This window comes from Dongia deserti (genome assembly GCF_003574735.1).
Lineage (GTDB): Bacteria > Pseudomonadota > Alphaproteobacteria > Dongiales > Dongiaceae > Dongia_A > Dongia_A deserti.
Genome location: NZ_QORW01000023.1, coordinates 1 through 25,864 on the forward strand (window position 1 = coordinate 1; position 25,864 = coordinate 25,864).

Below are 25,864 nucleotides of genomic sequence, written 5' to 3' on the forward strand. Positions count from 1 at the left end.
CACCATCGAAACCACCTGGCGCGGCATCGGTCAGCTCATCGACGTCTTCACACCACAGGAATGCGCTAACTACTTCAGAAACTCAGGATACGCTTCAGAATGAAGGAATCACGCTCTAATGGGGCTTAAAATTGCGTTGATGTCAATTTTAGATAGTTTGTCGATTTTAGACTGGATGGGTTGGTGTCGCGGCGGTGCCATACCGCAGCAGACCCAAAGAAAAAGGGCTGCACCTTGCGGTGCAGCCCTTCGAGCATTCGGAGCTCTGATCGACGTTCGGTCGATTAGAAGTCCATGTCGCCCATGCCGCCCATGCCGCCCGGAGCGCCGGCGGGAGCCGCCTTCTTCTCGGGCCGCTCGGCGACCATGGCTTCGGTGGTGATGAGCAGGGCCGCGACCGAGGACGCGTCCTGCAGGGCGCAGCGCACGACCTTCGTCGGGTCGATGATGCCGGCCTTGAACATGTCGACATACTCGCCGTTCTGCGCGTCGAAGCCGATCGCACCGCCCTTGCCTTCGAGCAGCTTGCCGACGACGACCGAGCCGTCCACGCCGGCATTCTCGGCGATCTGACGGACCGGCTGCTGCAGCGCACGGCGGACGATGTCGATACCGGCCTTCTGGTCCGGATTCTCGCCCTGCAGCTTCTCCAGCACCTTGGCGCCATAGAGCAGCGCGACGCCGCCGCCGATGACGATGCCTTCCTCGACCGCGGCGCGGGTGGCGTGCATCGCGTCGTCAACGCGATCCTTGCGCTCCTTCACCTCGACCTCGGTGGCGCCGCCGACCTTGATCACGGCCACGCCGCCGGCCAGCTTCGCGAGACGCTCGGCCAGCTTCTCTTTGTCGTACTCGCTGGTGGTCTCGTCGATCTGGGCGCGGATCTGCGTGCAGCGGCCCTCGATCTCCTTTTTCTTGCCGGCGCCGTCGACGATCGTGGTCTCCTCCTTGGAGATCACGACCTTCTTGGCCTTGCCCAGCATGTCGACGGTGACGCTCTCCAGCTTGATGCCCAGGTCTTCGGAGATAACCTGGCCGCCGGTGAGGATCGCGATGTCCTCCAGCATCGCCTTGCGGCGATCGCCGAAGCCCGGCGCCTTCACGGCCGCGACCTTCAGGCCGCCGCGCAGCTTGTTGACGACCAGGGTCGCCAGCGCCTCGCCCTCGACGTCCTCAGCGATGATGAGCAGAGGGCGGCCGGACTGCACGACCGCTTCGAGGATCGGCAGCATCGGCTGCAGGCTGGACAGCTTCTTTTCGTGCAGGAGGATGTAGGGGTTCTCCAGTTCGGTGGTCATCTTCTCCGCGTTGGTGATGAAGTACGGGGAGAGATAGCCGCGGTCGAACTGCATGCCCTCGACGACGTCGAGCTCGGTCTCGAGGCCCTTGGCCTCCTCGACCGTGATCACGCCCTCGTTGCCGACCTTCTGCATCGCCTTGGCGATCATGTCGCCGATGTCACGCTCGCCGTTGGCCGAGATGGTGCCGACCTGGGCGATCTCGTCCGAGGTCGAGACCTTCTTGGAGCGCTTCTTCACGTCCTCGACCACAGTCGCAACCGCGAGGTCGATGCCGCGCTTCACGTCCATCGGGTTCATGCCGGCGGCGACCGCCTTCACGCCCTCGCGGACCAGAGCCTGCGCCAGGACCGTGGCGGTCGTGGTGCCGTCACCGGCCATGTCGTTGGTCTTCGAGGCCACTTCGCGCACCATCTGGGCGCCCATGTTCTCGAACTTGTCGCTAAGCTCGATCTCCTTGGCGACGGTGACGCCGTCCTTGGTGATGCGGGGTGCGCCGAACGCCTTGTCGAGCACCACATTGCGGCCCTTCGGACCCAGGGTGACCTTCACGGCGTTGGCCAGGATGTCGACGCCGCGCAGCATACGGTCGCGCGCGTCGCCAGAAAAACGAACGTCTTTCGCTGGCATTGTAGTCTTCTCCGGTTAGTTCTTGTCGTTGATCACGAAAAAAGGCCGCGAGACTTACGCGACCTTCTTCTTGGCGGTGGCAGTGCCCTCGACGATGCCGAGGATGTCGCTCTCCTTCATGATGAGGAGATCCTCGCCGTCGATGCGCACTTCGGTGCCCGACCACTTGCCGAACAGAATGCGGTCACCCGCCTTCACATCGAGCGGGGTGATCTTGCCGTCTTCGCCTTTGATGCCGGCGCCGGCCGCAATGACTTCGCCCTCCTGGGGCTTTTCCTTTGCGGTGTCCGGAATAATGATGCCCCCAGCAGTCTTCTCCTGCTGCTCGATCCGACGCACGAGGACGCGGTCATGGAGCGGGCGGAATTTCATGGAAATCCTCCAATTGGTCTTGAGTTTGGTCGCGCTTTCCCTGTGGAACCCGACCCGAGCCCAGGCGCCCTGTTAGCACTCAGGCTCGGTGAGTGCCAGCGATTTAGGGCCACCCTCAGCTTCCGTCAAGAGGCCGTGAGGCGGGAATTTTCGCGTGAGCCCTACGAATTTAGCAGCAGAGCTATCGCGCGAGTGCTAACACATTGGAATTACGGGTATTTTGCAACATTGTTAAGGATTTTCGGTTACCATGTCTGTGTCGTCATTGGAGCGAGTCGCGCCGGTAGCCTTGGATCTTGGCGTCGAACCTACCGGCTGATCTCGGGTTACGAACGGGGGACGAGAGGTGCCGATGTCCGGTTTGGTCATGCAGCTGAAGCAGTACCGATTAACCACGGCGGAGATCCTGTATCACATGCCGGATCATCCTTCGCTCCTGCAGACCTATCTCTGGCAGGACTATGATCTGGCCCCGCAATTTCCGACCCTGCGCAAGTTCCTCGATTTCTGGGCGCACAATCTGGACGGCCGGCTCCATTCGGTGAAGGTCGCCAGCGTCGACCTGCTGGCGCCACCCAAGTGGCGCAACGCCAACGAGCTGCTGACGATGCATTAGAGACCGCGCCTAGCGAAGAATTGCCGTAGCATCCTTCAATGACCTGATGTCACGACACGCTGATTTGCGATAGTCGGCGCGCGTTGCTAAACAGGCGCACGTGAATTCTGTCGGTGCCCGCCTTTGCTTCGTTCCCTTTACGACTGGACCATGGAAAAGGCCCGCCACCCGAAGGCCATCTGGTGGCTGGCGGGGGTGAGCTTTGCGGAGAGCTCGGTCTTTCCGATTCCGCCCGACGTCATGCTGGTGCCGATGGTGCTGGCGGACCGGCAGCGCGCCTGGCGCATCGCCGGCGTGTGCCTGATCGCCTCGGTGTTGGGCGGCATGCTGGGCTATTACATCGGCTATGGCCTGCTGGAGAGCGTGGGGGAATGGATCATCGCGCTCTACGGGATGCAGGACGGGCTGCTCGAGTTCCAGAATTGGTACCATGAGTGGGGCCTGTGGGTGATCCTGATCAAGGGTGCTACGCCAATTCCCTACAAGCTGGTGACCATCGCGAGCGGTATCGCGCATTTCAGTCTGCCGGTCTTCATCATCGCATCTGTGGTGACGCGCGGCATCCGTTTCTATCTGGTGGCGGGGCTGCTCTATTGGTTCGGCGAGCCGATCCGTGCTTTCATCGAGCGCCGCCTGACCCTGGTCACCACGGCGTTCGTGGTGGCGCTGGTCGGCGGCTTTGTCGTCGTCAAATATGTGATCTGAGCCCCAGGACATGGCCGCGCGTCAGCCGCTCCTACCCGTTTCCTCCGTACCATGGCTCGCCACCGGCGCGGCGCTGGCGGCCCTCTGCATCGCCTGGCTGTCGCAATATGGCTTTGGCCTCGCGCCGTGCGAACTGTGCTACTGGCAGCGCTACGGCTATTGGGGGGCGATCGCGCTGGGCGTCGTCGCCATCCTGCAGCCGGCGCGGACGGCGCGGCGCTCCGTGGCGTTGTGGCTACTGACGCTGGCCTTCGTGACGACTGCGGGGATCGCCCTGTTCCATGTCGGGGTGGAGCAGAAATGGTGGGAGGGCACCGCTGCGTGCGCCGGCCAGATCGCACCAGGCATGAGCGCGGAGGAGCTGGAGCAGGCGATCATGGACGCGCCGATCGTGCGTTGCGACGTGCCGGCCTGGACCATGTTCGGAATCTCCATGGCGGGCTATAATCTCATCTACGCGCTGGCGCTGGCGGCCTTCACTGCCTGGGGCGCGTTGAGGAGCAGGGACGCGTGACCGATCATTCCACCGAGACGGCGAAGGAAACCCCACGGGAAACTGCCGGGGGGCGCCTGCCCGGCGATCTCACCAAGGAGGAGCTGATCGAGCGCATCATCCGCGTCGACCATGCCGGCGAGTTCGGCGCCAAGCGCATCTATGAAGGCCAGCTCGCGATCCTGCGCGGCAAGCCGGAGGCGCAACCGATCGAGCGCATGTATGCGCAGGAGCTGGAGCACCTCAAGGCGTTCGAGACGCTGATGGTGGAGCGTCGCGTGCGGCCAAGTGCGCTGCATCCGGTGTGGAATGCCGCCGGCTTTGCGCTGGGCGCGGCGACCGCACTGCTGGGGCCGAAGGCGGCGATGGCCTGCACCGTCGCGGTCGAGGAAGTGATCGACGCGCATTACCGCGCGCAGTCGGAGAAGCTCGGCGCCGATGAAGCGCCGCTTAGGGCCAAGATCGACAAGTTCCGCGCAGACGAGCTCGAGCACCGCGACGCCGGGCTGGAGCACGGCGCCGAACAGGCGCCCGCCTATCCGCTGCTGACTGGCGCGATCAAGGCCGGGTCCAGACTCGCGATCTGGCTGGCGGAGCGGATTTAAGGTCCCGCTCATCTGGCGACGATACCCTTCGCCCCTAGTCTAGCCGAAGTCTGATGGGGGGCGCGGCGACAAGCCGTGCACACTCGCAAGAGCGCCGCCCCGATAGGTGACGCAATGCCATAGCGTTTCGGCGCAGCGCCCTCATCCAATTCCGCCTAAGCTCACTTCGTTCGCTAAGGCTGCGCATCCTTCCCCCGCGAGGGGGGAAGGGGTAGTCTTTTGGCATGAATGTTCGTCTCGCCACCAAAGCAGATGCGGACGCGTGGCTCGCCATGCGCGTTGCGTTGTGGCCGGATGCCGATCCGGATGCGCTGCGCGGCGACGTGACCGCGTTCTTTACCGCGCGCAGCGAGCCGTTGATGCCGCATCAGGTGTTCGTGGCGGAAGCGGACGGCAAGCTGGTGGGCATGCTGGAGCTGTCGCTGCGGCCCTATGTCGATGGCTGTGATAGTTCGCCGGTGCCGTTCATCGAAGCGTGGTACGTGACGCCCGACAAGCGGCAGCAGGGCATCGGCGGCGCGCTCGTGAAGGCCGCGGAGCAATGGGCGATCGAACATAGCCATACCGAGATTGCGTCTGACTCGTTGCTCGAGAACAAGGTGAGCGAACGTGCCCATGGCGCGCTCGGCTTCGAGGAGGTCGAGCGCGCGATCCGGTTCCGCAAGGCGCTCAAAGGCTAGGCGCTGTTCGTGTTTGGCACGGCGCGCGCTGACGCCATTGCCATCACTCACCTGTCATCCCGGGCTTGACCCGGGATCCATTACGCAGCGGCACGAGCAGCTGAACCATGGACCCCGGCTCGCGCTGCGCTTGGCCGGGGTGACAGAAGGAGAGAGCGTTGAGCACGGTGCGACGCGATTCATAAACGTGTGCACGGCCGCGCCCCGTCTAAACGACTGGCCACAATCGTGACGAAGGAGGACGCTCACAACTCGCGCGTCAGCCAGCGACGGAGTTGGCGGGCGGGCCGATATCGTTGCTGGCGAGGGGGAGGTTGCCCCAGAGGCCGAGCTCGCTCCAGGCTTCGTCCTCGCCGTCCTTGTACCAGACGCACATGAAGCCTTCCTCGTCGATCTCGACGCTGGCGGGCATGCGCCAGCTCGGGTTCCAGCGCATGCGGTCCTCCAGGCGATAGCCGGAGCGCAGCAGCAGCGAATTGTCAGACGGCCGGCGCGCGATGATCGTGCCCTCGTACAGCACGATCTTGCCGATGTCCGTCATCAAGGCGTAGTGCGGCTTGGCGCGGCCGGAGAATTCGCCAGAGGCGCTGAGGCGCATCGCGAGTTCCGCACCCTTCTTCACCGAGGTGCGATGGTGGCGCATACCCTGCATCGGGATGGCGTGGAACAGGTAGTGTGCCTCGATGCCGTTCTCGCGCATCAGCGAATAGAGCTCCGCCAAGACCGTGAGGTCGTCGTTCACGCCCTTCAGCAGCGGGTGCTGGTTGTAGATCGTGGCGCCAGTCGATTTGAGGCGCGCGATGGCGGCGCGTGATTCCGGCCAGAACTCGATCGGGTGATTGACGTTGACGCCGATCTCGATCCGGCGATCCGGCAACGAAGTCAGGACGGACAGCAGGTTGTCGTTGATGCGCTCGGGATCCTGGAACGGCACGCGCGTGCCGATGCGGATGGTGCGGATGTTGGGCGCGCGTACGGCAAGCGCCTCGAACGCCGTGCGCAACAGCTTCGGTGCCATCAGGGGGTCGCCGCCGGTGATCAGGACCTCGTCGACCCCGGCGCATTCCTCGGCCTCGCCGAAATAGCGCGCGGCGTTGATGATCTCTTCCTCGCGCAACGTCCTCACCGGGTACTGGCCGCGCAGGCACCAGCGGCAATGCGCGGCGCACACGGTCGTCGGCTCGAGCAGCACAGTCCGGCGATAGAGCCGCTCGACGCCCGCGAGGGGCTTGCCGTCGAACTGGAGATGGATCTCGGATTCGTAGTGCCGCCGGCGCTCCTGCGGCGAGACCGCGGCCTCCACCGGATTCTTCACGTACTGCAATGCGATGGCGCGCCACTCGGCGCTGTTCATGCCGCAGCGCTGCTCAAGTTCACTCATCTTGCGGCGCAGGAACGGCGTGATGAGCTCGATGAAGTCGCCAGTCTTGGTCCCAGCCATTGCTGTTCCCCCGCAACTGTGATCAGCCGGTCCGGCGACCATAGACCAAATCCTCCACGAATGTCGCTTAGTTCTGCGGACCTACTCCTTTTGAGCGAGTGTGAGACAGGTGAGTCTCGCAGCTGAAGGAATAGGTTCATGGTAGATGCGCGCGCCGCTACACCCTGATGCACGGAGTGTGAAAACCGTAATGGTGCTGCGGACTATTTGAGCTGCGGTGCCATGCCTTGAATCAAGATGGCCGTTGGCTCGACAGAGCCATCGACGCGCGCGAGGCCGATTCGATCACCGTGGCGCGACAGATGCACGCAGCCGCCGGCGAAATCGCCATCGCCGTAGCGGAAGCACATTAGGCCATCCTGCCGAAACGACCATTTACCTTCATATCTGCCGGCTGTCTTGGAGAGGCCGATGATCCGACCGTCGTGTGTGTAGTGCTCGATATAGTCATCGCCGGCATCGGTCCGGCCGCTCATGGAATTGCCGATGATCTCCGACTTCATCTGATCGATGGACATGAACCTGGTCTCGTCGGCGATGGCCGTGCCGAGCGATGCGATGAAAATCAATGGTGTGAGCAATCTGCGCATGGTCTCCTCCGACTATTGAGGACTGCAGTATGACCATGATGGCGTTATATGCGCCGCGCGGCCAATGCCGACGGCGGATGGAAAGGATGCGTGTCGGTTATTGCCGCGTCGCGTCAATGCGCGGCTATTGCCGCGCGGGTGCGGGCGCAGGCAGGCGCCAGTCGGGCAGCCAGCGGCGCGCGTGTGCGAGGCTGGTCTGCACCACAGGGCCAACGCCCAACGCGAATACCACAGTGCCGATGCCCACCGTGCCACCCATCAGCCAACCGATCGCCAGGGCCGAAGCCTCGATCGCGGTGCGCGACAGCCGGATGCTCCAGCCGAGCTTTTCGTGAAGACCCATCATCAAGCCGTCGCGCGGGCCGGCGCCGAGGCCGGCGGGCAGATAGAGCGCGCTGCCCAATCCGATGCAGATCATGCCGGCGATCAGCATCGCGCCGCGCAGCCACAGGCTCTCGATCTCCTGTGGCAGCAGCCACAGGCCGAGATCGGTGAACGGCCCGATGGTCAGCGCGTTGAAGATGGTGCCGATGCCCGGTCGCTGCCTGAGCGGAATCCACAGCAGCAGCACCAGGACGCTGGCGATGATGCTGGCGGTCCCGATGGTGATGCCGAGCTGGAAGCCGAGGCCTTGGTGGAACGCGTCCCACGGCCCGAGGCCAAGACTGGCGCGCACGAACAAAGCGAGCCCGAGGCCCCAGAACAGAAAGCCCGAGAACAGCATCAGCCAACGCTGCGGCGCGATCGACAGAATGGAGCGCATCGCGCTGACTTATGAGCGCGCACGCGCCGCGTCAATGACGGGATTGATGCGATACATGTTGGCGCCGCGCGCACGCGAGCCTTGCACCTCTCTGTCATCCCGGCCAAGCCGCGCAGCGGCGCAGAGCGGGGACCCATACGGACCTTCCGCAGCGCTGTTGGATCGTATGGGTCCCGGGTCGTGCAGCTTCGCTGCCCGCCCAGGATGACAGTTTTAATGATGCGACGCCGCTCAGCTCGTTTCGAGCACGGTATCCCAGTAAAGAAAATCCCGCCAACTCTGGTGCAAGTAGTTTGGCGGGAAGGCTCGACCATTTTCCTGCAGCTCGTGAGTCGTCGGCTGCAGTGGCGGTCGCCTTGGATGCATGCCCACCTCGTGCGGCAGGTGCCGGCCCTTCAGGAGGTTGCAGGTCTGGCACGCCGTCACCACGTTGCTCCAGCTCGTCCGCCCGCCGCGCGAACGCGGCACGACGTGATCGAAGGTCAGTTCGGGGGCCGGGAAGGTATCGCCGCAATACTGGCAGCGAAAACGGTCGCGCAGGAACACGTTGAACCGGGTAAAGGCCGGCCGGCGCGACTGGTGCACGAACTCCTTGAGCGAGATGACCGAGGGGAGCCGCATCGAGAAGGATGGGCTGTGCACCTCGTTCTCATACTCCGAGATGATGTTGACCCGGTCCAGGAAGACGGCCTTCACCACTTCCTGCCACGGCCATAGCGACAGGGGGAAATAGCTCAACGGCCGGAAGTCGGCATTGAGGACCAGGGCCGGACAAGCTTCAGGCGATGCCTGCACGCGCACGCTCCGTCATCAAACCGTGACGGGTGACGGCCCCGTCACACTCGATACACCATAGCAATAGAGGGCCCGAGCCCAAAACGCAAGATATTGAAATCAGCTATAATATTGATTTCATTCGATTGTCATTCCACCGCGGGCGCGGCGTTGAAGCACCGGCGCAGGAAAAGCGCGCCCCTTTGCGCGCCGATCTGGTCGATGGAATGGGGCAGGCCGGGCCGGGATTCAGTCTCAATCGGGACCCCCGCGTCTCTCAGGGCCTTTTCCGCCTGGGCCAGGGCGCCGAAGGGGACCACCTGATCGGCCGTGCCGTGGACCAGGAAAACGGGCGGCTTGGACTTCAGCTCGCCGGCCAGCAACTGCGGTGCGATCAATGAACCGGAAAAGCCTAAAATGCCGGCGATCTGGTTGGGCCGGCGCAGCCCGACATGGAGCGACATCATGGTGCCCTGGCTGAACCCGACCAGCGCCAGGTCGCGGTCGGCGAGGCCGCGACGGGTGAGCTCCGCATCCAGGAACCGGTCGAGGATCTCCGCGGCGAGGCGCGCGCCGCCCAACAGCATGTCCGGCGTGCGGTCCTCGAACCCGAACCACTGGAACCCGAACGCCGAAATTTCGCACGGGAATGGCGCGTTGGGCGACATGAACTCCGCCTCGGGAAGCGCCTGCGCGAAGAACGGCGCCAGGCTGATGAGGTCGTCGCCGTTCGACCCGTAGCCGTGCAAGAGCACGACGAGCTGCTTCGCCTTGCCGCCGCTGGCCGGCGCATGCGAGGAGCCGGAGAGTTCCATCATGTGCTTTCCTAGTCTGGTGCACTGGCATCTAGCCGATGGTGGCGGCGGGAAACAAGGGCTGGCGGCTAGGGCACGCGGCCGGCGCGCGCATCCAGGGCGTACGCGCGCAACGCCGGCGGCAAGTTGGGATTGGCGGCGAGGTACTGATCAACCACGTCAGACCTGCCGCAACCATGGCCAACGCCGTGCAGGGCGCTTTCCTGGCAAGCGATGTTCGGCAGCGCAAGCGTTCGGCGTATGACAGTGTCAACCGCTTCGCCGATGCGGCCGCGGCGGTCGTCGCCCGTCTCGCTCCGCAGCGAGATGATGTCCCTCCACATGTAGCAGACCCCGTTCAGCTCGCTACCGCCCGGCTCGGCGATGTGCGACAGCACCGGTGCGCAACGGGGCGCAAACACCCGTTCGAATAGCGCATAGATGGTGTGAACGCAGGCAACCGCAGCCTCAGTTGTCACGCGCATGCGGTAGAGTTCGCGCCAGCAGCCACCTAGCTGCATATTCGTCAGGTAGTACAGGCCGCGCAATCTGTTCGTCGCTCAGACCCTCGAGCGCTGGAACCGGATCGCTGCAAAGCCCGTGAGATGATCGACGACGTGGAGCGGATGATCCCAAGGGTCCTCTTCCAGGCTGCTCCACCACGGATCGACCTGCTCCGGATCGCCACAGAACACGATATTGTGCCATTCCTCGAAGCTGCGCCGGACGTAGCCGTCACCCAGGATGCGCTGGGTCAAACGATGGCCCCCTATTGAACGCAACCCGCGCGCGCCGCGTGTGCATAGCGCACGAGCTCCGGGCGCAGGGTCGGATTGGCGGCGAGATAAGCATTGATCGTGGTTTCGGTAAACTCCGGATAGGCGTGCGCCCAGTGGCCGAGGCCGTGCAATGCGCTCTCCTGGCAAGCAGGGTTCGGCAGACGCAGTATGTCCTCCATTTCGGAGAGACAGCCATCCTGGATTGGATCGGAGCCCGACGATTCCTTCACCGCTCCAATCGGCATGATGTCCCACCACATGTAGCAGATGCGATTCAGCTCATTGTCGCCAGGCTCATCGAGATGCGACAGAACAGGTTCGCAGCGCGGCTGGAACAGGCGGGCGAACAAGCTGGACATCGCCTCGACGCAGGCCAATCGCGCCTCGATCGGCACGGTCGCGTCGGTCAGGAACCGGCAATAGGCACCGGCGCCATTGTCGACGAGATAGTAGAGGCCCTGGCCGATCTGGCTGTCGGCGAACTGCTCGGCCAGTGGCTCGGGTGTTTCGAACAGCTGAGTCATATAGGCGACGGCTTGCGCCGGCTCGGGATCCCACCAATCCTCGTCTGCATTGAAATACCAGGCCTGTTCAGAGAAAGGCACGGCATGGCCGAACACGTAATCGATCCAGTCTTCATAGCTGAGATCGGTCTTTGACATCACTTTTTGCCTACACGGCCCGCGCCGTCGCGGTTCGCATTTGATGCGTTAGCCCTACAATTTCTTGGCGCGTTCGGCGAAATTTATATTGACCCTCGTCCATTCTAAAGAAGACAATTAAGTCTACCAGACCAATCTCCGACAGAGGGCGACCATGGCAACATGGCTTGTCGGTGGGTCGTGGACGACGTTGCCAGCACTGAGGGTGCCGTCAACTTTTTCGAGGCGGCAGAAAATCAGGCAGCGTTCGGGAACTCTGAATATCGTGAAATCGCCCGACCCGACATCTCGGCCGGCTGAGGGAGGCCGGGACAGGCGGGATTAGATCAGGGGTGGATCATACCTCCTGTGGCGCATGAGCGGGACGTTCATGCGGCGCGCAGAATTTCGATCGCAAGTGGGGACGAACGCACTGGAAGCAGTGCACGCGCCGGCCTGAATCCGCCAGAAGGCGGACGCGTCGGCGCGCAAGCGCCGAAAAGGCGTGTCGAAGAACGGGTGTGTGCGATTCGGAGGGTTCCATGAAACGCAGATTGGCGTACGAGATCTGTTACGCCATTGCCGCGCTGTGGGCTATGCCGCAGGCCGCGAAGGCCGCCGGCATAGCGACCGTCGTGGACGTGGTGAACGAAGGCTTTCGGCAGCCGCCGGGCGACAAGGAGATCACCGCCAGAGTTTCCGACGAACTGGTGCAGAACGAAGCGTTGCGCACCAAGCGGGAGTCGGTGATCCAGGTGCAGTTCATCGACGGCTCCGAGCTCAGCGTCGAGCAATTGAGCGAAATGGTGCTGTCCGACTACGTGTTCGATGGGGCGGCCGCGTCGGGCGTCATCAATCTCAATACCGGGCTGTTCCATTTCAACTCGAACGGCAGGCCGGATCAGGGCGTAAAGCTGCGCACGCCGGTCGCGACGATCGGCATCCGCGGCACCGAGTTCCTGGTCCATGTCGACGGTGACGATGCAACCATCATCGACATCCTGGATGGCTCGGTCGATGCAATTCCGCACGGCAAGGGCAAGGCGGCCACGTGCGTCGGCGGCCAGAGCATCCTGATCGCGAGTGCGAATGCAGACGCCCAGTGCGGCGACATCGGATCCTTCTCGACTGCGGCTGGCCCGGCCAGCGGGCCCGAAACTCCGGGCAGCGAGCATGAAGCTCGAGATCGCGAGCAGGAAGCACGCGCCGATCCGCCGGCGCGGGATACTAGCGGGAAGCCTGGTGGTGAAGATCCGGGCGGTGAAGATCCGGGCGGCGAGGATCCAGGCGGCGAGGACGGCGAGAAGGGCGAGCACGGCGAGAAGGGCGAGCACGGCGAGAAGGGCGAGGACGGCGAGAAGAGCGAGCACGGCGAGAAGGGCGAGCACGGCGAGAAGGGCGAACACGGCGAGAAGGGCGAACACGGCGAGAAAGGCGAACACGGCGAGAAAGGCGAACACGGCGAGAAGGGCGAGGGTAGCCGCGGCGGACACTAGCCCGGTCTTGGCAGAGACGGGTCCTGCCTGACCATCGGCCAGATGATCGGTTGGTGACTCGTTGCTGCGACCAGATCCAGGCCCGCCTACACCGGTGGCGCGGCGTGGTAGTAGTGCCAGAGCATCCGTGAGGCATAGGAGCGGTACGGACGCCACGGCTCCGCGATCTCGCGCAGCTCCATCGGGCTCGGCCGCTCCTTTAAGCGCTTCATCCGCTGGGCAGCGACGACGAGGCCGAGATCGTGGGCCGGCAGCACATCGGGCCGGCGCAGGCCGAACAGCAGGAACACTTCGGCGGACCAGACGCCGAGCCCTTTGACGCTGGTGATCGCGGCGATCACCTCTTCGTCGCTTTGCCGGCGCAGCCTGGGCATTGAGAGGCGACCATCGAGAAAGGCCGCTGCGAGGTCCCGGCCATAGATGATCTTTTGCCGGCTGAAGCCGATGGCGCGCAGATCATCGTCGCTCAGCTTCAGGAATGCTTCGGGCGAATTCCCTTCGAGTGCTGAATCGAGCCGGGCCGAGATCGCCTTGGCGGCGTGGGTCGAGACCTGCTGAGCCACGATCACATGCAACAGGCCCAGGAAACCAGCAGGACGTCTGCGCGCCGGTGGCGGGCCGACCTCTTCGATCGCGCGCGCGAAGTCCTGGTCAGCCTTGCCGAGATGGGCGAGGGCGCGTTGCAGCAGGTCGCGATCTTCTTTAGGTCTAGCCATATGCGCCTGCACTCTATCCTTGCGGTTTCATGATCGTCACGCGTTTCGCGCCCAGCCCGACGGGCTACCTGCATTTGGGCCACGCGCATTCCGCGCTGGTGGGGTGGCACAGCGCGCGGGCGGAATCCGGCCGATTCTTGCTGCGCATCGAAGACATCGATCCGACGCGCTGCCGGCCCGAGTTCGAAGCAGCAATCCTGGAGGACCTCGCCTGGCTCGGCCTCGATTGGGATGGGCCCGTTCGACGCCAGTCGGAGCATCTGGCGGACTACGCGGGGGCGCTCGACCGGCTGCGCGCCATGGGCCTCATCTATCCGTGCTTCTGCAGCCGCAAGGACATTGCCGCCGCGGTGACAGCGCCGCATGGGCCGGAGGGACCGGTCTATCCCGGCACGTGCCGCAACCAACCACCCGATTGGGTGCACGCGCGGCAGGAGCGGGGCGATCCCTATGCCCTGCGACTGGATGTCGCAAAGGCCCGCGCCATCTCGGGCGCCCTGGCCTTCACCGATGAACGGGAAGGCGTAGTGGAGGCCCGACCCGAGACCCTGGGCGACGTGGTGCTGGCGCGGCGGGACGCGCCCGCCAGCTATCATCTCTGCGTCACGCTCGACGATCACCTACAGGAGGTGACTTTAGTCACTCGCGGAGTCGACCTGTTCCACGCCACGCACGTTCACCGGCTGTTGCAGGCAATTCTGGGCTTGAATGTTCCCACCTACGCACACCATCTGTTGCTGACCAACGCCGCAGGGGAGCGGCTGTCCAAACGCGACGGCGCAATGGGCCTGAGGGCGCTGCGCCAAGCGGGCCGATCGGCGGCAGAGGTGCGGGCGTTGGCGGGATTCCCGACGTAATCCCGAGGACAGACCGAAAAACTAGGGGGCGCGGGTCGATGGGCCTGCGCGCAAGGGATGGATCCTGAGCTCTACTCGGCCCTGCTCGCGCTCGGCCAAGTCATCATCATCGACCTCGTTCTCGCCGGCGACAACGCGATCGTCGTCGGCATGGCCGCGGCGGGCTTGCCCAAGGAGCAGCGCGGCAAAGTCATTCTGATCGGTATCGCAGCGGCCACCGCCCTCCGCATCTTCTTTGCACTCATCACCTCACAGCTCCTCCTGATTATCGGCCTGACGCTGGCGGGTGGTTTGCTGCTGCTCTGGGTGTGCTGGAAGTTCTGGCGCGAGCTGGTGGAGCAACGGCGCGAACGCCTGCGTCACGCGGCCATGTCGCAGCATGAACTGACCAAGGACGAGCGGCGCGAACTGGCCGAGCCTCCGGAGGCGCTGCCGGGCGCGCCGCCGGCCAAGACCATGCGGCAGGCCATCACCCAGATCGTCATCGCTGACGTCTCCATGTCGCTCGACAACGTGCTGGCGGTCGCCGGCGCAGCGCACGAGCATACCTGGGTCCTGATCGTCGGCCTCGTCTTGTCGGTCGGACTGATGGGCGCGGCGGCAACCATCATCGCGAACGTGCTGAAGAAGTACCACTGGATCGCCTATGTCGGCCTTGCCATCATCCTGTGGGTCGCGCTCGACATGATCTATCGTGGCTCGGTGGAAGTGGTGACTGAAATGGGCGACATAGGCGCGCTGCAGATGCTGCAGTAGGCCACTACCATTCTGTTTATTTCGTCATGGTCGTGCTTGGCACGACCATCCACCAGTTTGCCTGGAGCCGTGCGGTCCTGCCGAGAGAAACTCGTGGATGGTCGAACCAAGTCCGACCATGACGAGAGAATTTCAAGAGTCGAGGCTAACTCTCATGCCGCCACAGGCCGAGGGCCAGGTCGCTGTAGTCGGGATGTTCCGGCGTAAGGTGGCCGTGGCGGATCAGGAAGTCGATCACTACCAGCGCCACATTGAACTTGAAGTCCTCGCCGGCTGACAGGATCGATTCGACTTCGTCGAGTTCCATCAGGCGAAAGCTCGCGATCTCGCCATCCTTGTTGACGGGCGTGAAGTCGGCGGGCAGCTCCAGATCGTAGACGAACAGGGTATCGTTGCGCAGCCAGCCCTGATGCTCCATGCGGTAGCGGAGGGCACCGGCCGGCCTGGCGCACGCGGCGAGGGCGGCGGGGATGGAGGCTTCTTCCTCGCACTCCTTCGCCAGGCACTCCTGCACGCCCATGCCAAGTGAAATGCCGCCGGCGACGAGATGGTCCAGCTTGCCGGGCTCGATCGGTCGGTTGTCGGCGCGCTTGCCGACCCACAGTTTCAGGCGTCCGCGCTCGCGCACGAAGCCGTTCATGTGCACGCCGTAACCATGGACGCCGAACATCGGCACGGCCGAACGCTCCAGCCGCATCATCGGCGCTGCGCCGAACCGCGTCAGCACCGGGAACCACTCGTTGCGCCAGCCGGTAAACACGCCCGCCTCGTAGAGGTCGCGCGCGACGTCGCCGATGGCGGCGGAACGGTGTTCGAAGCTCGCCAGATGATCGCGCAGACGCACCGCGCTGTCGTCGACGGAAAGCACGGTCGGATAGTTGGCCAGCCGCGTGGCGATGTCGCGCCGGACCCAGCCTGCCGTCTCTCCGACGATCAACCAGGGCAGGAACTTCCGCATGTCCGCGCTCTGGCAGCGGTGGATGTGATCGATCAGGCTCATGTGCGCACGTAGGGGGTTGGCCTGCGCAGCTCAGCGATCAAATCGAGATAATCGGGATCGTCCGGGCCGACAATTCCGAAACGCACCAGCAGGTCGAGCTTCGCCAGAGCAGCGTCGAACATGAAATCGTCGGCATTGCGCAGATTCTCTTCCAGGCGCTTCATCGACCAGAGCTGGAATTCCGAGACCTCGCCATCGTCGTTGCGCGGCTGGAAGTCGGCCGGCAACTCGAGATCGAAGTTGAACTGCACGCCGACACGCAAGCCCTCGGCCGCCTCGATCAACATGGTGGTCACGCTGACCGGCCTTGCGCGCTCCGCCAAGGTCGGGCCGATGCAGGCCTCCTCCGCGCATTCCTTCAGGAGGTTCTCGGCGATCGAGATGCCGTAAGGCTGCCCGCCGCCGACCACCAGGTCAAGCATGCCGGGATCGACGTGCTTGGTCATGGCGCGGCGCGCGATCCAGACTTTGCATTCCTCACCCGCGCGCACCAGGCCATTCACATTGATGCCGTAGGTCTGCAGCCCGAACAGAGGCGTCGCCGCGCGTTCCATCAGCAGCAGCGGTGCTTCGCCGAACCGGCGGTTGACGGGATAGAGCTCGCCGCGCCAGCCGGGAATGGCACCACGCTCATGGAGCTTCGCCAGTGCATCGGCAACTGCCGTGCTGCGGTCCTTGACCTCGGCGAGGCGGTCATGCAGATGTACTTCGCGATCGGTCAGGTAAAAGATATCGGGAAACTCGGCGAGCAACTGGGCGAAATCCGGCTTGATCCAGCCGACGTGACGATCTGCCACCATGAAGCGACGATATGGCGCCAGGTGAGCGCGCGGATAGCGGCGGAACAGCCGCAACAGGCTGGACGATTCCACGCTCACGCGCCCCTCTCCAGTTCTTGCAGCTTTAGCATCTGCCACCGTCTCGCCGCAATTGCGCCTTCGCCCCGCCATCTACGCGCGCGACACAGGTCTACCTGCCGCAGGAAAGCCAGCGCCACGCGCGTTGCAGCACCTTGGCACGGTTCTAGAGAAGGGGAAGGCAAATGCAAAGGTCAAAGCTGCCTGGTTCACGACTCTGGATCGCGGGTGTCTCCACGGTTGCCATTCTGCTGGGCTGCGAGGGCCAACCGGTCAAGGAACAAGCCGCCAACGGCAACCAGCCAAGCACGCAGGAGGAGGCCAAGCTCGATTCGGCTGGCCTCCAGAAGAAGAAAGAGGAGGCGGTCGCGGCGGGCGGGATCGTGCCCCAGGCCGCCCCAATGCTACCCTATGGCGAGGAACAAGGGGCTGCTGCGAGTGCTCCAGCACCACAGGCTGCGCCGAACTACCCACCGATCCAGATCACAAGGGGTGTGCTGGAGAGTGACTATCAGTCCGGCTACCGCCAGCCGCCTCAGCCTGGTACAGGCGAGAACTACCTGGCCGTCAACGATGGTCCCGTGAAGCAGGTCGCGCAAGCGCCGGTTTCGGCCTTCTCCATTGATGTCGATACCGGCGCCTATTCCAATGTGCGGCGCTTCCTGATGAATGGCCGGATGCCGCCCAAGGATGCGGTGCGGGTCGAGGAGATGATCAACTACTTCTCCTACGACTACCCGAAGCCAGAGGCCGGCGGCGATCCGTTCCGCGTGACCACGTCAGTGGTCCGCACGCCGTGGAATCCCGAAACGCATCTGCTGCACATCGGCATCAAGGGCTATCAGCCGCCGGCAGAAGAGCGGCCGGCCGCCAATCTCGTGTTCCTGATCGACGTGTCGGGCTCGATGGATCAGCCGGACAAGCTGCCTTTGCTGCAGGCCGGCATGAAGGTCCTGACCGACCAGCTCCGCGACGATGACAAGGTCACCATCGTGGTCTATGCCGGCGCGGCGGGCCTGGTGCTCGAGCCGACCGCCGCCAAGGACAAGGCGAAGATCAAGGCGGCGCTGGACCGGCTGAAGGCAGGCGGATCGACCGCAGGCGGCGAAGGCCTCGCGCTCGCCTATGCCAAGGCCAAGGAAGCGAAGATCGAGGGTGGCATCAACCGCATCATTCTGGCGACCGACGGGGACTTCAATGTCGGCGTCACCGATATCGGACAGCTGAAGGACATGGTGGAGGACGCGCGCGACAGCGGCGTGTCGCTCACCACCCTTGGGTTCGGCGAAGGCAATTACAACGATGCGCTGATGGAGCAGATCGCCGATGTCGGCAACGGCAATTACGGCTATGTCGATTCGCTTAAGGAGGCGAAGCGGCTGCTCTCCGATCAGCTCTCCGGCACGATCCAGACCATCGCCAAGGACGTGAAGATCCAGATCGAGTTCAATCCTCGCGTGGTCGCGGAATATCGCCTGATCGGGTATGAGAACCGCGCGCTCAACCGCGAGGACTTCAACAATGACCGAAAGGACGCGGGCGAGATCGGCGCCGGCCACACCGTGACTGCGATCTACGAGATCGCGGTTAAAGGGTCCAAGGGGCTCGCGATCGACCCGCTGCGCTATGGCGAACATGCGGATGAGCGGGTCGACCCCAGGGCAGCCGAGTTCGGGTTCCTGCGTCTGCGCTACAAGGCGCCGGATGCCAATGTCTCCAAGCTGATCGAGACCCCGCTGCCGGTGGCCGCGCTGGAGAACGCGGACGATGCGCCCTCCGATGCGCACTTTGCAGCGGCCGTCGCTGCCTTCGGGCAGAAGCTGCGCGGCGGCGATTATGTCGGCGTGTTCGGCTACGACCAGATCGCGGAGGCCGCCCGCGCCTCTCGCGGCGATGACGGCGACGGCTATCGCGCCGAGTTCATCGAGCTGGTGGAGATGGCGCGGGCGCTCGACAACGGGTCCTAACCTCACTCTAACCACGTCCTCCTTCCAAAAACTGGGGCGGCCGCTGTTGCCTTGGCACGGTGGCCGCCCAACCTTATGATCGAGTTCGGACTGGAGGGCATCAGGTGAGACACTCGGTCGGATTCTGGCTGCTGATATTGCTGGGCGGGACGGTGGCGCTGGTCTTCTTCCTGGAGCAGCTGTTTCCCGGTACGCTGGACAATCCCGATACGCGCATGAGCATCATCTACCGGGTGGGCTGGATCGCGCTGATCGGTGCGTCGGTCCTGACCTTCGCGCGCGCCCGGCCTCAGAGCGCGCTGCGTAATGCGGCGATTTGGGCGGTAATCTTCGTCGTCCTGACCGGCATCATATCCTTCAAGGAAGATGTCGCTTTTGTCGGGAAGCGGTTCATGGGCGGGCTCTCGCCCATGCAAGGGATGGCGCACGACGACGGCACCATCAGCTTTCCCGCGGGACCCGACGGGCACTTCTACATCCAGGCCCTGGTCAATGGTAACCGTGTCACCTTCATGGTCGATACCGGCGCCACCGATATCGTGCTGGCGCCGAAGGACGCGCAGCGCATCGGCTTCGATCCCGAGGCCCTGCGCTTCGACCGCCTCGCCCAGACCGCGAACGGCACCGTGCGCGGCGCCTCGGTCCGCCTCGACGATCTGGTAGTGGGACCGATCGCCATGAATAGCGTGCCGGCCACCGTCAACGGGGCCGACATGCCGGAAAGCCTGCTCGGCATGGCATTCCTCAACCGCCTCAGCGGCTGGCGCGTGGAGCGGGGCCAGTTGACGCTGGTGCCTTAGCCGATCAATGCTCCTTCGGTCAGCCCAAGGCCAAGCACTGGCAGGACGAAGGAGCAGGTCGCTAGCCGATAATGTCGATTACCGCCGCAGCACGCGGCGGCAGGCATCTTGGCGCGCTTGCCAGCCGGTCCGTTGCAGCTCCGGCTCGTCGTGTTCCTCGACCGGCCAGCCCAGGCAGAGATAAGCCACCAGGGACCAACTCTCCGGCACGCGCAACTGGCGGGCCGCCGCTGCGGGATCGAGGATCGAGACCCAGCCGGTTCCGATGCCGCGGGTGCGCGCCGCCAGCCAAAGCGTATGCACCGCGAGCACCGCGGAGTAGCGCAGAGTCTCCGGCATCGTCTGGCGACCGAGGCCGAGGCCCTGGCTCGTGCCTTCCTCGCAGAACACGGCGAGATGGCGCGGCGCTTCCTGGAGGCCGGCGAGCTTCAGGCTGGCATAAAGCCGCGCGCGCTCGCCGCGATAGCCGGCGAGGGCGCGTTCGTTCGCCGCGTTGAAGTTCGCGATGATGGCGGCGCGGTTGGCGGGATCATCGACGCTGACGAAGCGCCAGGGCTGCGCATTGCCAACGGAAGGCGCGAGGCAGGCGAGGTCGAGCAACTCGTCGACGAGCGCATCGGGGATGGGATCGGTGCGGAAGCGGCGCACGTCGCGGCGCCAGCGCAGCAGCTCGCGCAAATCGTGGCGGAAGCGGTCATTGAATTGCGGCGAACGCCGGAAGGCGACGATTTCGCGGAACATGGCCTAAGCCGCGCGCGAGTGGGCTGCTTCGACCAGGTCAACGATCTCGACCATGATGCGGCAGATGTCGTAGTCCTTGGGCGTATAGATGCGCGCGACGCCCATCGCCTTCAGGCGATCGGCATCTTCCGGCGGGACGATGCCGCCGACGACCAGCGGCACGTCGCCGAGGCCGCCCGCGCGCAGGCGGTCCAGCACCTCTTGCACCAGCGTGATGTGCGAGCCGGAAAGGATGGAGAGACCGATGACATGGACACCTTGCTCCTGCGCCGCCTTGGCGATCTCCTCCGGAGTCAGGCGGATGCCGTCATAGACGAGGTCCATACCGCAATCACGCGCGCGCACGGCGATCTGCTCGGCACCGTTGGAGTGTCCATCGAGCCCGGGCTTGCCGACCAGTATCTTGAGCCGCCGGCCGAGTTTGGAGGACACCGCATCGACGCGCGCCCGCAGTTCGTCGAGATCCACAGCCGGTGCGTTGGCGGCTGCGCGTGATACGCCGGTCGGCGCGCGATATTCACCGTAGGTCTTGCGCAAGGTGGCGCCCCATTCGCCGGTGGTGACGCCGGCATGGGCGCAGGCGATGGAGGCGGGCATGATGTTCTGGCCCGCGCGCGCGTCGGCATGGAGCTGCGCCAGCGCCGCTTTCACCGCCGTCTCGTCGCGGCTCGCGCGCCACGCCTTGAGGCGCCCGATCGCCTCGGTCTCGGCGGTCTCATCGATGGTCAGGATGCCGCCATCGCTGCCGGCGGTGAGCGGCGATGGCGCGCTGTCGGTATATTTGTTGACGCCGACCACGACCTGCGCGCCGGCTTCGATTGCGGCGAGGCGCCGCGCATTCGATTCGACCAGACGCTGCTTCATGTAGCTCGATTCGATCGCGGCGACGGCGCCGCCCATCTCGTCGATCAGCCGCAGCTCCTCGCGCGCGGCCGCTTTCAGCTCCGCGACTTTGGCATCGATCACGGTGGAGCCGTTGAAGATGTCGTCGTATTCGAGCAGATCGGTCTCGAAGGCGAGGATCTGCTGCAAGCGCAGCGACCATTGCTGGTCCCACGGCCGCGGCAGGCCGAGCGCCTCGTTCCACGCCGGCAGCTGCACCGCGCGGGCGCGCGCATCCTTGCTCAGGGTGACCGCCAGCATCTCCAGCAGGATGCGATAGACGTTGTTCTCGGGCTGCTGCTCGGTGAGGCCGAGGGAATTGACCTGCACGCCATAGCGGAACCGACGTAGCTTCGGATCCTCAACGCCGTAGCGCTCGCGCGTGATCTCGTCCCACAGCTCGGTGAAGGCGCGCATCTTGCACATCTCGGTGATGAAGCGCAGCCCGGCGTTCACGAAGAAGCTGATGCGCCCTACGACCTGCGGCAGGTCTTCCGCGGGTACGCGCGCCTTCACGCGATCCAGCACGGCGATTGCGGTCGCCAGCGCATAGGCCAGCTCCTGCTCCGGCGTCGCGCCCGCTTCCTGCAGATGATAGGAGCAGACGTTGGTCGGGTTCCACTTCGGAACTTCGCGATAGGTGAAGGCGATGACGTCGGCGGTAAGCTTCAAGCTCGGCTCGGGCGGGAAGATATAAGTGCCGCGGGAGAGATATTCCTTGATGATGTCGTTCTGTACCGTGCCCTGCAGCTGCGCGCGGTCGACGCCATGCTTCTCCGCCGCAGCGATATAGAGCGCCAGCAGCCACGGCGCCGTCGCATTGATCGTCATCGACGTGTTCATGCGGTCGAGCGGCAGGCCATCCATCAAGGCCAGCATGTCGCCGAGGTGGCTGATCGGCACGCCGACCTTGCCCACTTCGCCCTTGGCCAGCGGATGGTCAGGGTCATAGCCGGTCTGGGTCGGCAGGTCGAAGGCGACGGAGAGCCCGGTCTGCCCGCGCGCGAGATTCGTGCGATAGAGCGCGTTGGAGGCCGCCGCCGAGGAATGGCCGGCATAGGTCCGGAACAGCCACGGTTGGTCCTTGGCTTTACCGGTGTGCGGCGATTCTCCCTGGTCCATTGGCGCCCCTGATCTCAAGTTCCGCCATTAACGGCCTGTTTTGCAATGCAATATAGGGTCTCAGTGTTCCCGTCGTCCAGCGCACGCCAGTATATGCTGCGGCGCAAAATTCGTTTGAAATCGAAAACCGAAATAATAACATACAAATAGTGCGGTGCAGCATAAGGATCGCGAGTCAGGGCCAGCGGCCACCTGCGCACCAACCAATGGAAATGGAATCATGTGGCCCTATACCCAAGAAGAAGTGACCTGGCTTGCCCTCCCGATCGAGCGTGCGGCGGCTGAGCGAACCCAGCGCGCGATCGAGCAGCGCTGGATGAAGGAGGTCGGCGTCCTGCACCAGCCGGCCAATGACGCCGCCTGCGAAACGCGGGCGGCCACCGGTCAGCCCTGGCGATAGCTAGCTTGGCGACCGCATTCGCTTTGCAACGCATTGCTGCGCGCCGCCTCCTGCCGCGGCGTGTTCTCCGGCTTCTGCTTCGCATGCGACGACAAGCCTGGCTGCAGACGCGGCCAGCCGCCGCATCGCGGCTCGAGACGCGACGGCTCAACCTGGCGCTGCAGGGCGGCGGCGCGCATGGCGCGTTCACCTGGGGCGTCCTCGATCGATTGCTCGAGGAGCACCAGCTGGCCTTCGAGGCGATCAGCGGCACCAGCGCCGGCGCGATCAACGCAGTGCTGGTCGCCGACGGCTTGGTGGAGAACGGGTCGGCCGGCGCCTTGGAAAAGCTTGCGCGCTTCTGGTCGGCGCTGTGCGGGCAGACCGGCAGCTTGGAGACATTGCCCGGGCTGCAGCGCCTGCAGCATGCGAGCCTCGACCTGATCGGCAAGTTCCTGGCGCCCGCCCAATTCAATCCGCTCGACTTCAATCCGATGCGGGAGCTGCTGCGCTCGCTCGTGGATTTCGAGCGGCTGCGGCGCGAAGGGCCGGCCTTGTTTATCGCGGCCACCGACGCGGCGACAGGACGCAAGCGCATCTTCACCCGCGCGGACATTTCGCTTGAGGCGGTGATGGCGTCCGCCTGCCTGCCCCAAGTCCATCAAGCGGTGGAGATCGACGGCAGGCAATATTGGGACGGCGGCTATGTCGCCAATCCGCCGCTCATGCCGCTGATCAATCCGGCGAAGGCGGAGGACACGTTGCTGGTCCAGCTTATCCCGCTGACCGCGCAGGACGTGCCGCAGGATCAGGCCGGCATCAGCGAAGGGATCAACCGCATCATCTTCAACGCGCCGCTGCGCCATGAGATCGCCGCCATCGAGCTGATGGCGAGCCGCAAGGTCGCGCCCTTCCTGCGGCACCGCTTTCACCTGATCGACGCGACGCCTTCGACGGCGGAGCTGCCGGCAGGCAGCCGTCTGATGCCCGACTGGCGCATGGTCTCCAAGCTGCGGCTGGACGGACGGCAAGCGGCCGATGCGTGGCTCGCCCGCAACCACACCGCCATCGGCAAACAGGCGACGGCGGATCTGCCGGCGATGTTTTTGTAGGCGGTGATCCGAAGGAAAATCGCGTTCTACTCTTTCGTCATGCCAAGGCTTGGCCTTGGCATCCACGAGTTTTGAAGCGCGAGATCATGCCGCCGTGAGCAAGCTCGTGGACCCCAAGGCCAAGCCTTGGGGTGACGGAGTATGTATCGACTACGCCGCGTCCAATGCCTGGCGCACATCGGCGAGCAGGTCTTTCACGTCCTCCAGACCGATCGACAGGCGGATCAGGCCGGGCATGATACCCTGCGCGGCCTTCTGCTCCGGTGAGAGGCGCTGGTGCGTGGTGGTCGCGGGGTGCGTTGCCAGGGACTTCGAATCACCGAGATTGTTGGATATGAGGATCAGCTTGAGCGCGTTGAGGAAGCGGAACGACGCCTCCTTGCCGCCCTTGAGATCGAGGCTCACCATGCTGCCGCCGGATTTCATCTGCCGGCGCGCGAGCTCGACCTGCGGGAAGTTGTCGAGCGTCGGATAGTGCGCGTGCGCAAGCTTGGGATGGCCCTGCAGCTCCTTGGCGATCCTTTCGGCTACCTCGCACTGGCGCTGCAAACGCAGTTCGAGCGTCTCGAGCCCCTTGAGCAGGATCCACGCATTGACCGGGCTCAGGCTCGGGCCGGTGTGGCGGATGAAAGGCTGCAGCGTCTCGTTGATGTATTTCGCGGTGCCGAGGACCACACCGCCGAGGCAGCGGCCCTGCCCGTCGATATGCTTGGTCGCGGAATAGACCACGATGTCGGCGCCGAATTCGAGCGGGCGCTGCAGCAAAGGCGTTGCGAATACGTTGTCGACGATCACCTGCGCGCCGGCAGCATGGCCGAGATCACACACGGCTTTGAGATCAACGAGGCGTAGGCTGGGGTTGGACGGCGTTTCCAGCAGCACGGCCTTGGTGGGTTTGCTCAGCGCCTTGCGCCACTGTGCAAGATCGCGGCCGTCAACGAACTCGGTTTCCACGCCCCACTTCGGCAGGATCTCCTGGACGATGTAGTTGCAGGAACCGAACAACGCGTCGGCCGCGACAACGCGATCACCCGCTTTCACCAGGCAGGCGAGCGAGGCGAACACGGCGGCCATGCCGCTGGCAGTGGCGCGCGCAGCCTCGGCGCCTTCCAGAAGTGCCATGCGCTCCTCGAACATCGACACGGTCGGATTGCCGAAGCGGCCATAGACGAAGCGCGGGCGCGAATTGTCGAACGCGGCCTCCGCCTCTTCCGCCGAGTGATAGACATAGCCGGAGGTCATGTAGATCGTCTCGGCGGTCTCGGCGTGCTGCGAGCGGGTCTGGCCGCCATGCACCATCTGCGTGGCGAGACCCCATTCGGGAAGAATTTCGCGCTTGTAGTTCTGCATCGTCCTGGCTCCCCCCGGATCGCCGGAGATCCTGAAATCCGGGCACAAAAAAAACCTCGACCGGCACAAAGGTCGAGGCGTGCTGAAATTCGCCAGGCACCTTTTAGCCGCTTGTTTAACGTGGCCGCAATCCGGTCCAAATCACCACGTGATTGGGCGCATGTATTCATAAGCCCGCCGCGGAGTCAAGGTGGCGCCGCCCCCCGCCGATCGCATCGAACGCACACGCCGATAGCCGCGACAGAGACTTTGCCGGCTTGCAGATGAAGAATTTTATTTCCGCGCGTGCGCTTCTCGATCGAGGACCGCTCGCTCAATCTCCACAGCCTCGCTGGGGGCGCTCGTGGCGCGATGGTCGCTCGATCATCTGGAGAATCGCGTCGTGCCGATATTCGGCCGCGACCGGGTTATCGGCGACCGGCGCCTGCCGGACTCCACGCTGACGGTAGGGAACGATCGGGATTATGCAACCGTGCGCGCCGCCGCGGCCGGCTTGCTGCCTCTGCGTGAGCGGGATTGGCGGCAACTGTTCTTTTCCCTGATGACGCTGAAAGCCTCCCCAGCCGGTCGGTGCTACTCCCTCTAACGGCGCTCACTCTGACGCTCGTCATACTGTGGCTCCTGCTGGCCTGACGTCGCAGCGCACGA

29 protein-coding genes and 1 riboswitch are annotated in these 25,864 nt (G+C 64.3%); of the genes, 13 read left to right on the forward strand and 16 right to left on the reverse strand.

Annotated elements, in window-relative coordinates; translation table 11 throughout:
• Positions 1-284: 284 nt before the first annotated feature.
• Together groL and groES are read right to left on the reverse strand one after the other, a co-directional pair.
• Entirely contained in the window at positions 285-1,928 is a 1,644-nt protein-coding gene (groL, locus tag DTX69_RS25840; RefSeq protein ID WP_119304477.1) for a chaperonin GroEL, read from the reverse strand.
• A gap of 54 nt (positions 1,929-1,982) precedes the next feature.
• Positions 1,983-2,300 carry a co-chaperone GroES gene (gene groES / locus DTX69_RS25845; RefSeq protein ID WP_119304478.1) on the reverse strand — a complete coding sequence of 106 codons (318 nt, stop codon included), beginning with the start codon at positions 2,298-2,300 and terminating at the stop codon, positions 1,983-1,985.
• Between the two features lie 352 nt (positions 2,301-2,652).
• On the opposite strand from groES, the gene DTX69_RS25850 reads away from it, so the two are divergent.
• The 5 genes from DTX69_RS25850 to aac(6') all read left to right on the forward strand — a co-directional run bounded on the left by DTX69_RS25850 (position 2,653) and on the right by aac(6') (position 5,399).
• Complete coding sequence (locus DTX69_RS25850) at positions 2,653-2,916, forward strand: usg protein (RefSeq protein ID WP_119304479.1); 264 nt, start codon at positions 2,653-2,655, stop codon at positions 2,914-2,916.
• Positions 2,917-3,066: 150 nt separating this feature from the next.
• Positions 3,067-3,621: a YqaA family protein gene (locus DTX69_RS25855; protein WP_407644000.1), complete on the forward strand. Its 555-nt coding sequence runs from the start codon at positions 3,067-3,069 to the stop codon at positions 3,619-3,621.
• 10 nt (positions 3,622-3,631) lie between these two features.
• Positions 3,632-4,135, forward strand: coding sequence for a disulfide bond formation protein B (locus DTX69_RS25860; protein ID WP_119304481.1), 504 nt, complete (start codon positions 3,632-3,634; stop codon positions 4,133-4,135).
• Complete coding sequence (locus tag DTX69_RS25865; protein ID WP_119304482.1) at positions 4,132-4,719, forward strand: demethoxyubiquinone hydroxylase family protein; 588 nt, start codon at positions 4,132-4,134, stop codon at positions 4,717-4,719. Before DTX69_RS25860 ends, DTX69_RS25865 begins: the two co-directional genes overlap by 4 nt.
• Positions 4,720-4,943: 224 nt before the next feature.
• A complete protein-coding gene (aac(6'), locus tag DTX69_RS25870) occupies positions 4,944-5,399 on the forward strand; it encodes an aminoglycoside 6'-N-acetyltransferase (RefSeq protein WP_119304483.1) in 456 nt (151 codons plus the stop codon).
• Between the two features lie 259 nt (positions 5,400-5,658).
• Here the strand turns inward: aac(6') and DTX69_RS25875 are convergent, their stop codons facing one another.
• The 8 genes from DTX69_RS25875 to DTX69_RS25910 form a co-directional block, all read right to left on the reverse strand.
• Positions 5,659-6,840: a radical SAM protein gene (locus DTX69_RS25875; protein ID WP_162917566.1), complete on the reverse strand. Its 1,182-nt coding sequence runs from the start codon at positions 6,838-6,840 to the stop codon at positions 5,659-5,661.
• Positions 6,841-7,043: 203 nt separating this feature from the next.
• The gene (locus DTX69_RS25880) at positions 7,044-7,430 is read right to left on the reverse strand and encodes a hypothetical protein (RefSeq protein WP_162917567.1); all 387 of its coding nucleotides are present in this window, start codon (positions 7,428-7,430) and stop codon (positions 7,044-7,046) included.
• Positions 7,431-7,554: 124 nt separating this feature from the next.
• Entirely contained in the window at positions 7,555-8,193 is a 639-nt protein-coding gene (yczE, locus tag DTX69_RS25885; RefSeq protein WP_284736073.1) for a membrane protein YczE, read from the reverse strand.
• Between the two features lie 231 nt (positions 8,194-8,424).
• Positions 8,425-8,988: an HNH endonuclease gene (locus tag DTX69_RS25890; RefSeq protein ID WP_119304542.1), complete on the reverse strand. Its 564-nt coding sequence runs from the start codon at positions 8,986-8,988 to the stop codon at positions 8,425-8,427.
• Positions 8,989-9,116: 128 nt separating this feature from the next.
• Positions 9,117-9,782 carry an alpha/beta hydrolase gene (locus tag DTX69_RS25895; protein WP_119304543.1) on the reverse strand — a complete coding sequence of 222 codons (666 nt, stop codon included), beginning with the start codon at positions 9,780-9,782 and terminating at the stop codon, positions 9,117-9,119.
• Between the two features lie 68 nt (positions 9,783-9,850).
• On the reverse strand, positions 9,851-10,246 hold the full coding sequence (locus DTX69_RS25900) for a hypothetical protein (RefSeq protein ID WP_162917568.1): 396 nt from the start codon (positions 10,244-10,246) through the stop codon (positions 9,851-9,853).
• A 75-nt stretch (positions 10,247-10,321) separates the two neighbouring features.
• Entirely contained in the window at positions 10,322-10,519 is a 198-nt protein-coding gene (locus DTX69_RS25905; RefSeq protein ID WP_119304487.1) for a hypothetical protein, read from the reverse strand.
• A gap of 11 nt (positions 10,520-10,530) precedes the next feature.
• On the reverse strand, positions 10,531-11,202 hold the full coding sequence (locus DTX69_RS25910; RefSeq protein ID WP_119304488.1) for a hypothetical protein: 672 nt from the start codon (positions 11,200-11,202) through the stop codon (positions 10,531-10,533).
• A gap of 521 nt (positions 11,203-11,723) precedes the next feature.
• On the opposite strand from DTX69_RS25910, the gene DTX69_RS25915 reads away from it, so the two are divergent.
• Positions 11,724-12,677: a FecR family protein gene (locus DTX69_RS25915; protein ID WP_119304489.1), complete on the forward strand. Its 954-nt coding sequence runs from the start codon at positions 11,724-11,726 to the stop codon at positions 12,675-12,677.
• Between the two features lie 86 nt (positions 12,678-12,763).
• On the opposite strand, the gene DTX69_RS25920 is transcribed toward DTX69_RS25915, so the two are convergent.
• Positions 12,764-13,393, reverse strand: a complete 630-nt coding sequence (locus DTX69_RS25920; protein ID WP_119304490.1) for a DNA-3-methyladenine glycosylase family protein — start codon at positions 13,391-13,393, stop codon at positions 12,764-12,766.
• A gap of 29 nt (positions 13,394-13,422) precedes the next feature.
• On the opposite strand from DTX69_RS25920, the gene gluQRS reads away from it, so the two are divergent.
• A complete protein-coding gene (gene gluQRS / locus DTX69_RS25925; RefSeq protein ID WP_119304491.1) occupies positions 13,423-14,250 on the forward strand; it encodes a tRNA glutamyl-Q(34) synthetase GluQRS in 828 nt (275 codons plus the stop codon).
• A 57-nt stretch (positions 14,251-14,307) separates the two neighbouring features.
• Positions 14,308-15,006: a TerC family protein gene (locus DTX69_RS25930; RefSeq protein ID WP_119304492.1), complete on the forward strand. Its 699-nt coding sequence runs from the start codon at positions 14,308-14,310 to the stop codon at positions 15,004-15,006.
• 145 nt (positions 15,007-15,151) lie between these two features.
• On the opposite strand, the gene DTX69_RS25935 is transcribed toward DTX69_RS25930, so the two are convergent.
• A complete protein-coding gene (locus DTX69_RS25935) occupies positions 15,152-16,006 on the reverse strand; it encodes a DUF4743 domain-containing protein (RefSeq protein WP_119304493.1) in 855 nt (284 codons plus the stop codon).
• Positions 16,003-16,884 (reverse strand): DUF4743 domain-containing protein, encoded by an 882-nt coding sequence (locus DTX69_RS25940; protein ID WP_162917569.1) that lies wholly within the window; start codon positions 16,882-16,884, stop codon positions 16,003-16,005. Before DTX69_RS25940 ends, DTX69_RS25935 begins: the two co-directional genes overlap by 4 nt.
• Before the next feature lie 164 nt (positions 16,885-17,048).
• On the opposite strand from DTX69_RS25940, the gene DTX69_RS25945 reads away from it, so the two are divergent.
• Both DTX69_RS25945 and DTX69_RS25950 read left to right on the forward strand, forming a co-directional pair.
• Entirely contained in the window at positions 17,049-18,830 is a 1,782-nt protein-coding gene (locus DTX69_RS25945; RefSeq protein WP_119304495.1) for a vWA domain-containing protein, read from the forward strand.
• Positions 18,831-18,934: 104 nt separating this feature from the next.
• Positions 18,935-19,630, forward strand: a complete 696-nt coding sequence (locus DTX69_RS25950; protein WP_284736074.1) for a retropepsin-like aspartic protease family protein — start codon at positions 18,935-18,937, stop codon at positions 19,628-19,630.
• A 78-nt stretch (positions 19,631-19,708) separates the two neighbouring features.
• Here the strand turns inward: DTX69_RS25950 and bluB are convergent, their stop codons facing one another.
• Both bluB and DTX69_RS25960 read right to left on the reverse strand, forming a co-directional pair.
• Positions 19,709-20,371, reverse strand: a complete 663-nt coding sequence (gene bluB / locus DTX69_RS25955; protein ID WP_119304496.1) for a 5,6-dimethylbenzimidazole synthase — start codon at positions 20,369-20,371, stop codon at positions 19,709-19,711.
• Positions 20,372-20,374: 3 nt separating this feature from the next.
• Positions 20,375-22,375, reverse strand: a complete 2,001-nt coding sequence (locus tag DTX69_RS25960; RefSeq protein ID WP_119304497.1) for a protein meaA — start codon at positions 22,373-22,375, stop codon at positions 20,375-20,377.
• Between the two features lie 220 nt (positions 22,376-22,595).
• Between DTX69_RS25960 and DTX69_RS25965 the strand changes: the two genes are divergently transcribed.
• Together DTX69_RS25965 and DTX69_RS25970 are read left to right on the forward strand one after the other, a co-directional pair.
• Positions 22,596-22,775, forward strand: coding sequence for a hypothetical protein (locus DTX69_RS25965; RefSeq protein ID WP_119304498.1), 180 nt, complete (start codon positions 22,596-22,598; stop codon positions 22,773-22,775).
• An 83-nt stretch (positions 22,776-22,858) separates the two neighbouring features.
• Positions 22,859-23,866, forward strand: coding sequence for a patatin-like phospholipase family protein (locus DTX69_RS25970; RefSeq protein ID WP_162917570.1), 1,008 nt, complete (start codon positions 22,859-22,861; stop codon positions 23,864-23,866).
• A 150-nt stretch (positions 23,867-24,016) separates the two neighbouring features.
• Here DTX69_RS25970 and metZ read toward each other — a convergent pair whose 3' ends face one another.
• Complete coding sequence (gene metZ / locus DTX69_RS25975) at positions 24,017-25,216, reverse strand: O-succinylhomoserine sulfhydrylase (RefSeq protein WP_119304500.1); 1,200 nt, start codon at positions 25,214-25,216, stop codon at positions 24,017-24,019.
• Positions 25,217-25,298: 82 nt separating this feature from the next.
• Positions 25,299-25,374: riboswitch (SAM riboswitch) on the reverse strand.
• A 185-nt stretch (positions 25,375-25,559) separates the two neighbouring features.
• On the opposite strand from metZ, the gene DTX69_RS25980 reads away from it, so the two are divergent.
• A complete protein-coding gene (locus DTX69_RS25980) occupies positions 25,560-25,802 on the forward strand; it encodes a hypothetical protein (RefSeq protein WP_119304501.1) in 243 nt (80 codons plus the stop codon).
• Positions 25,803-25,864 lie beyond the last annotated feature (62 nt).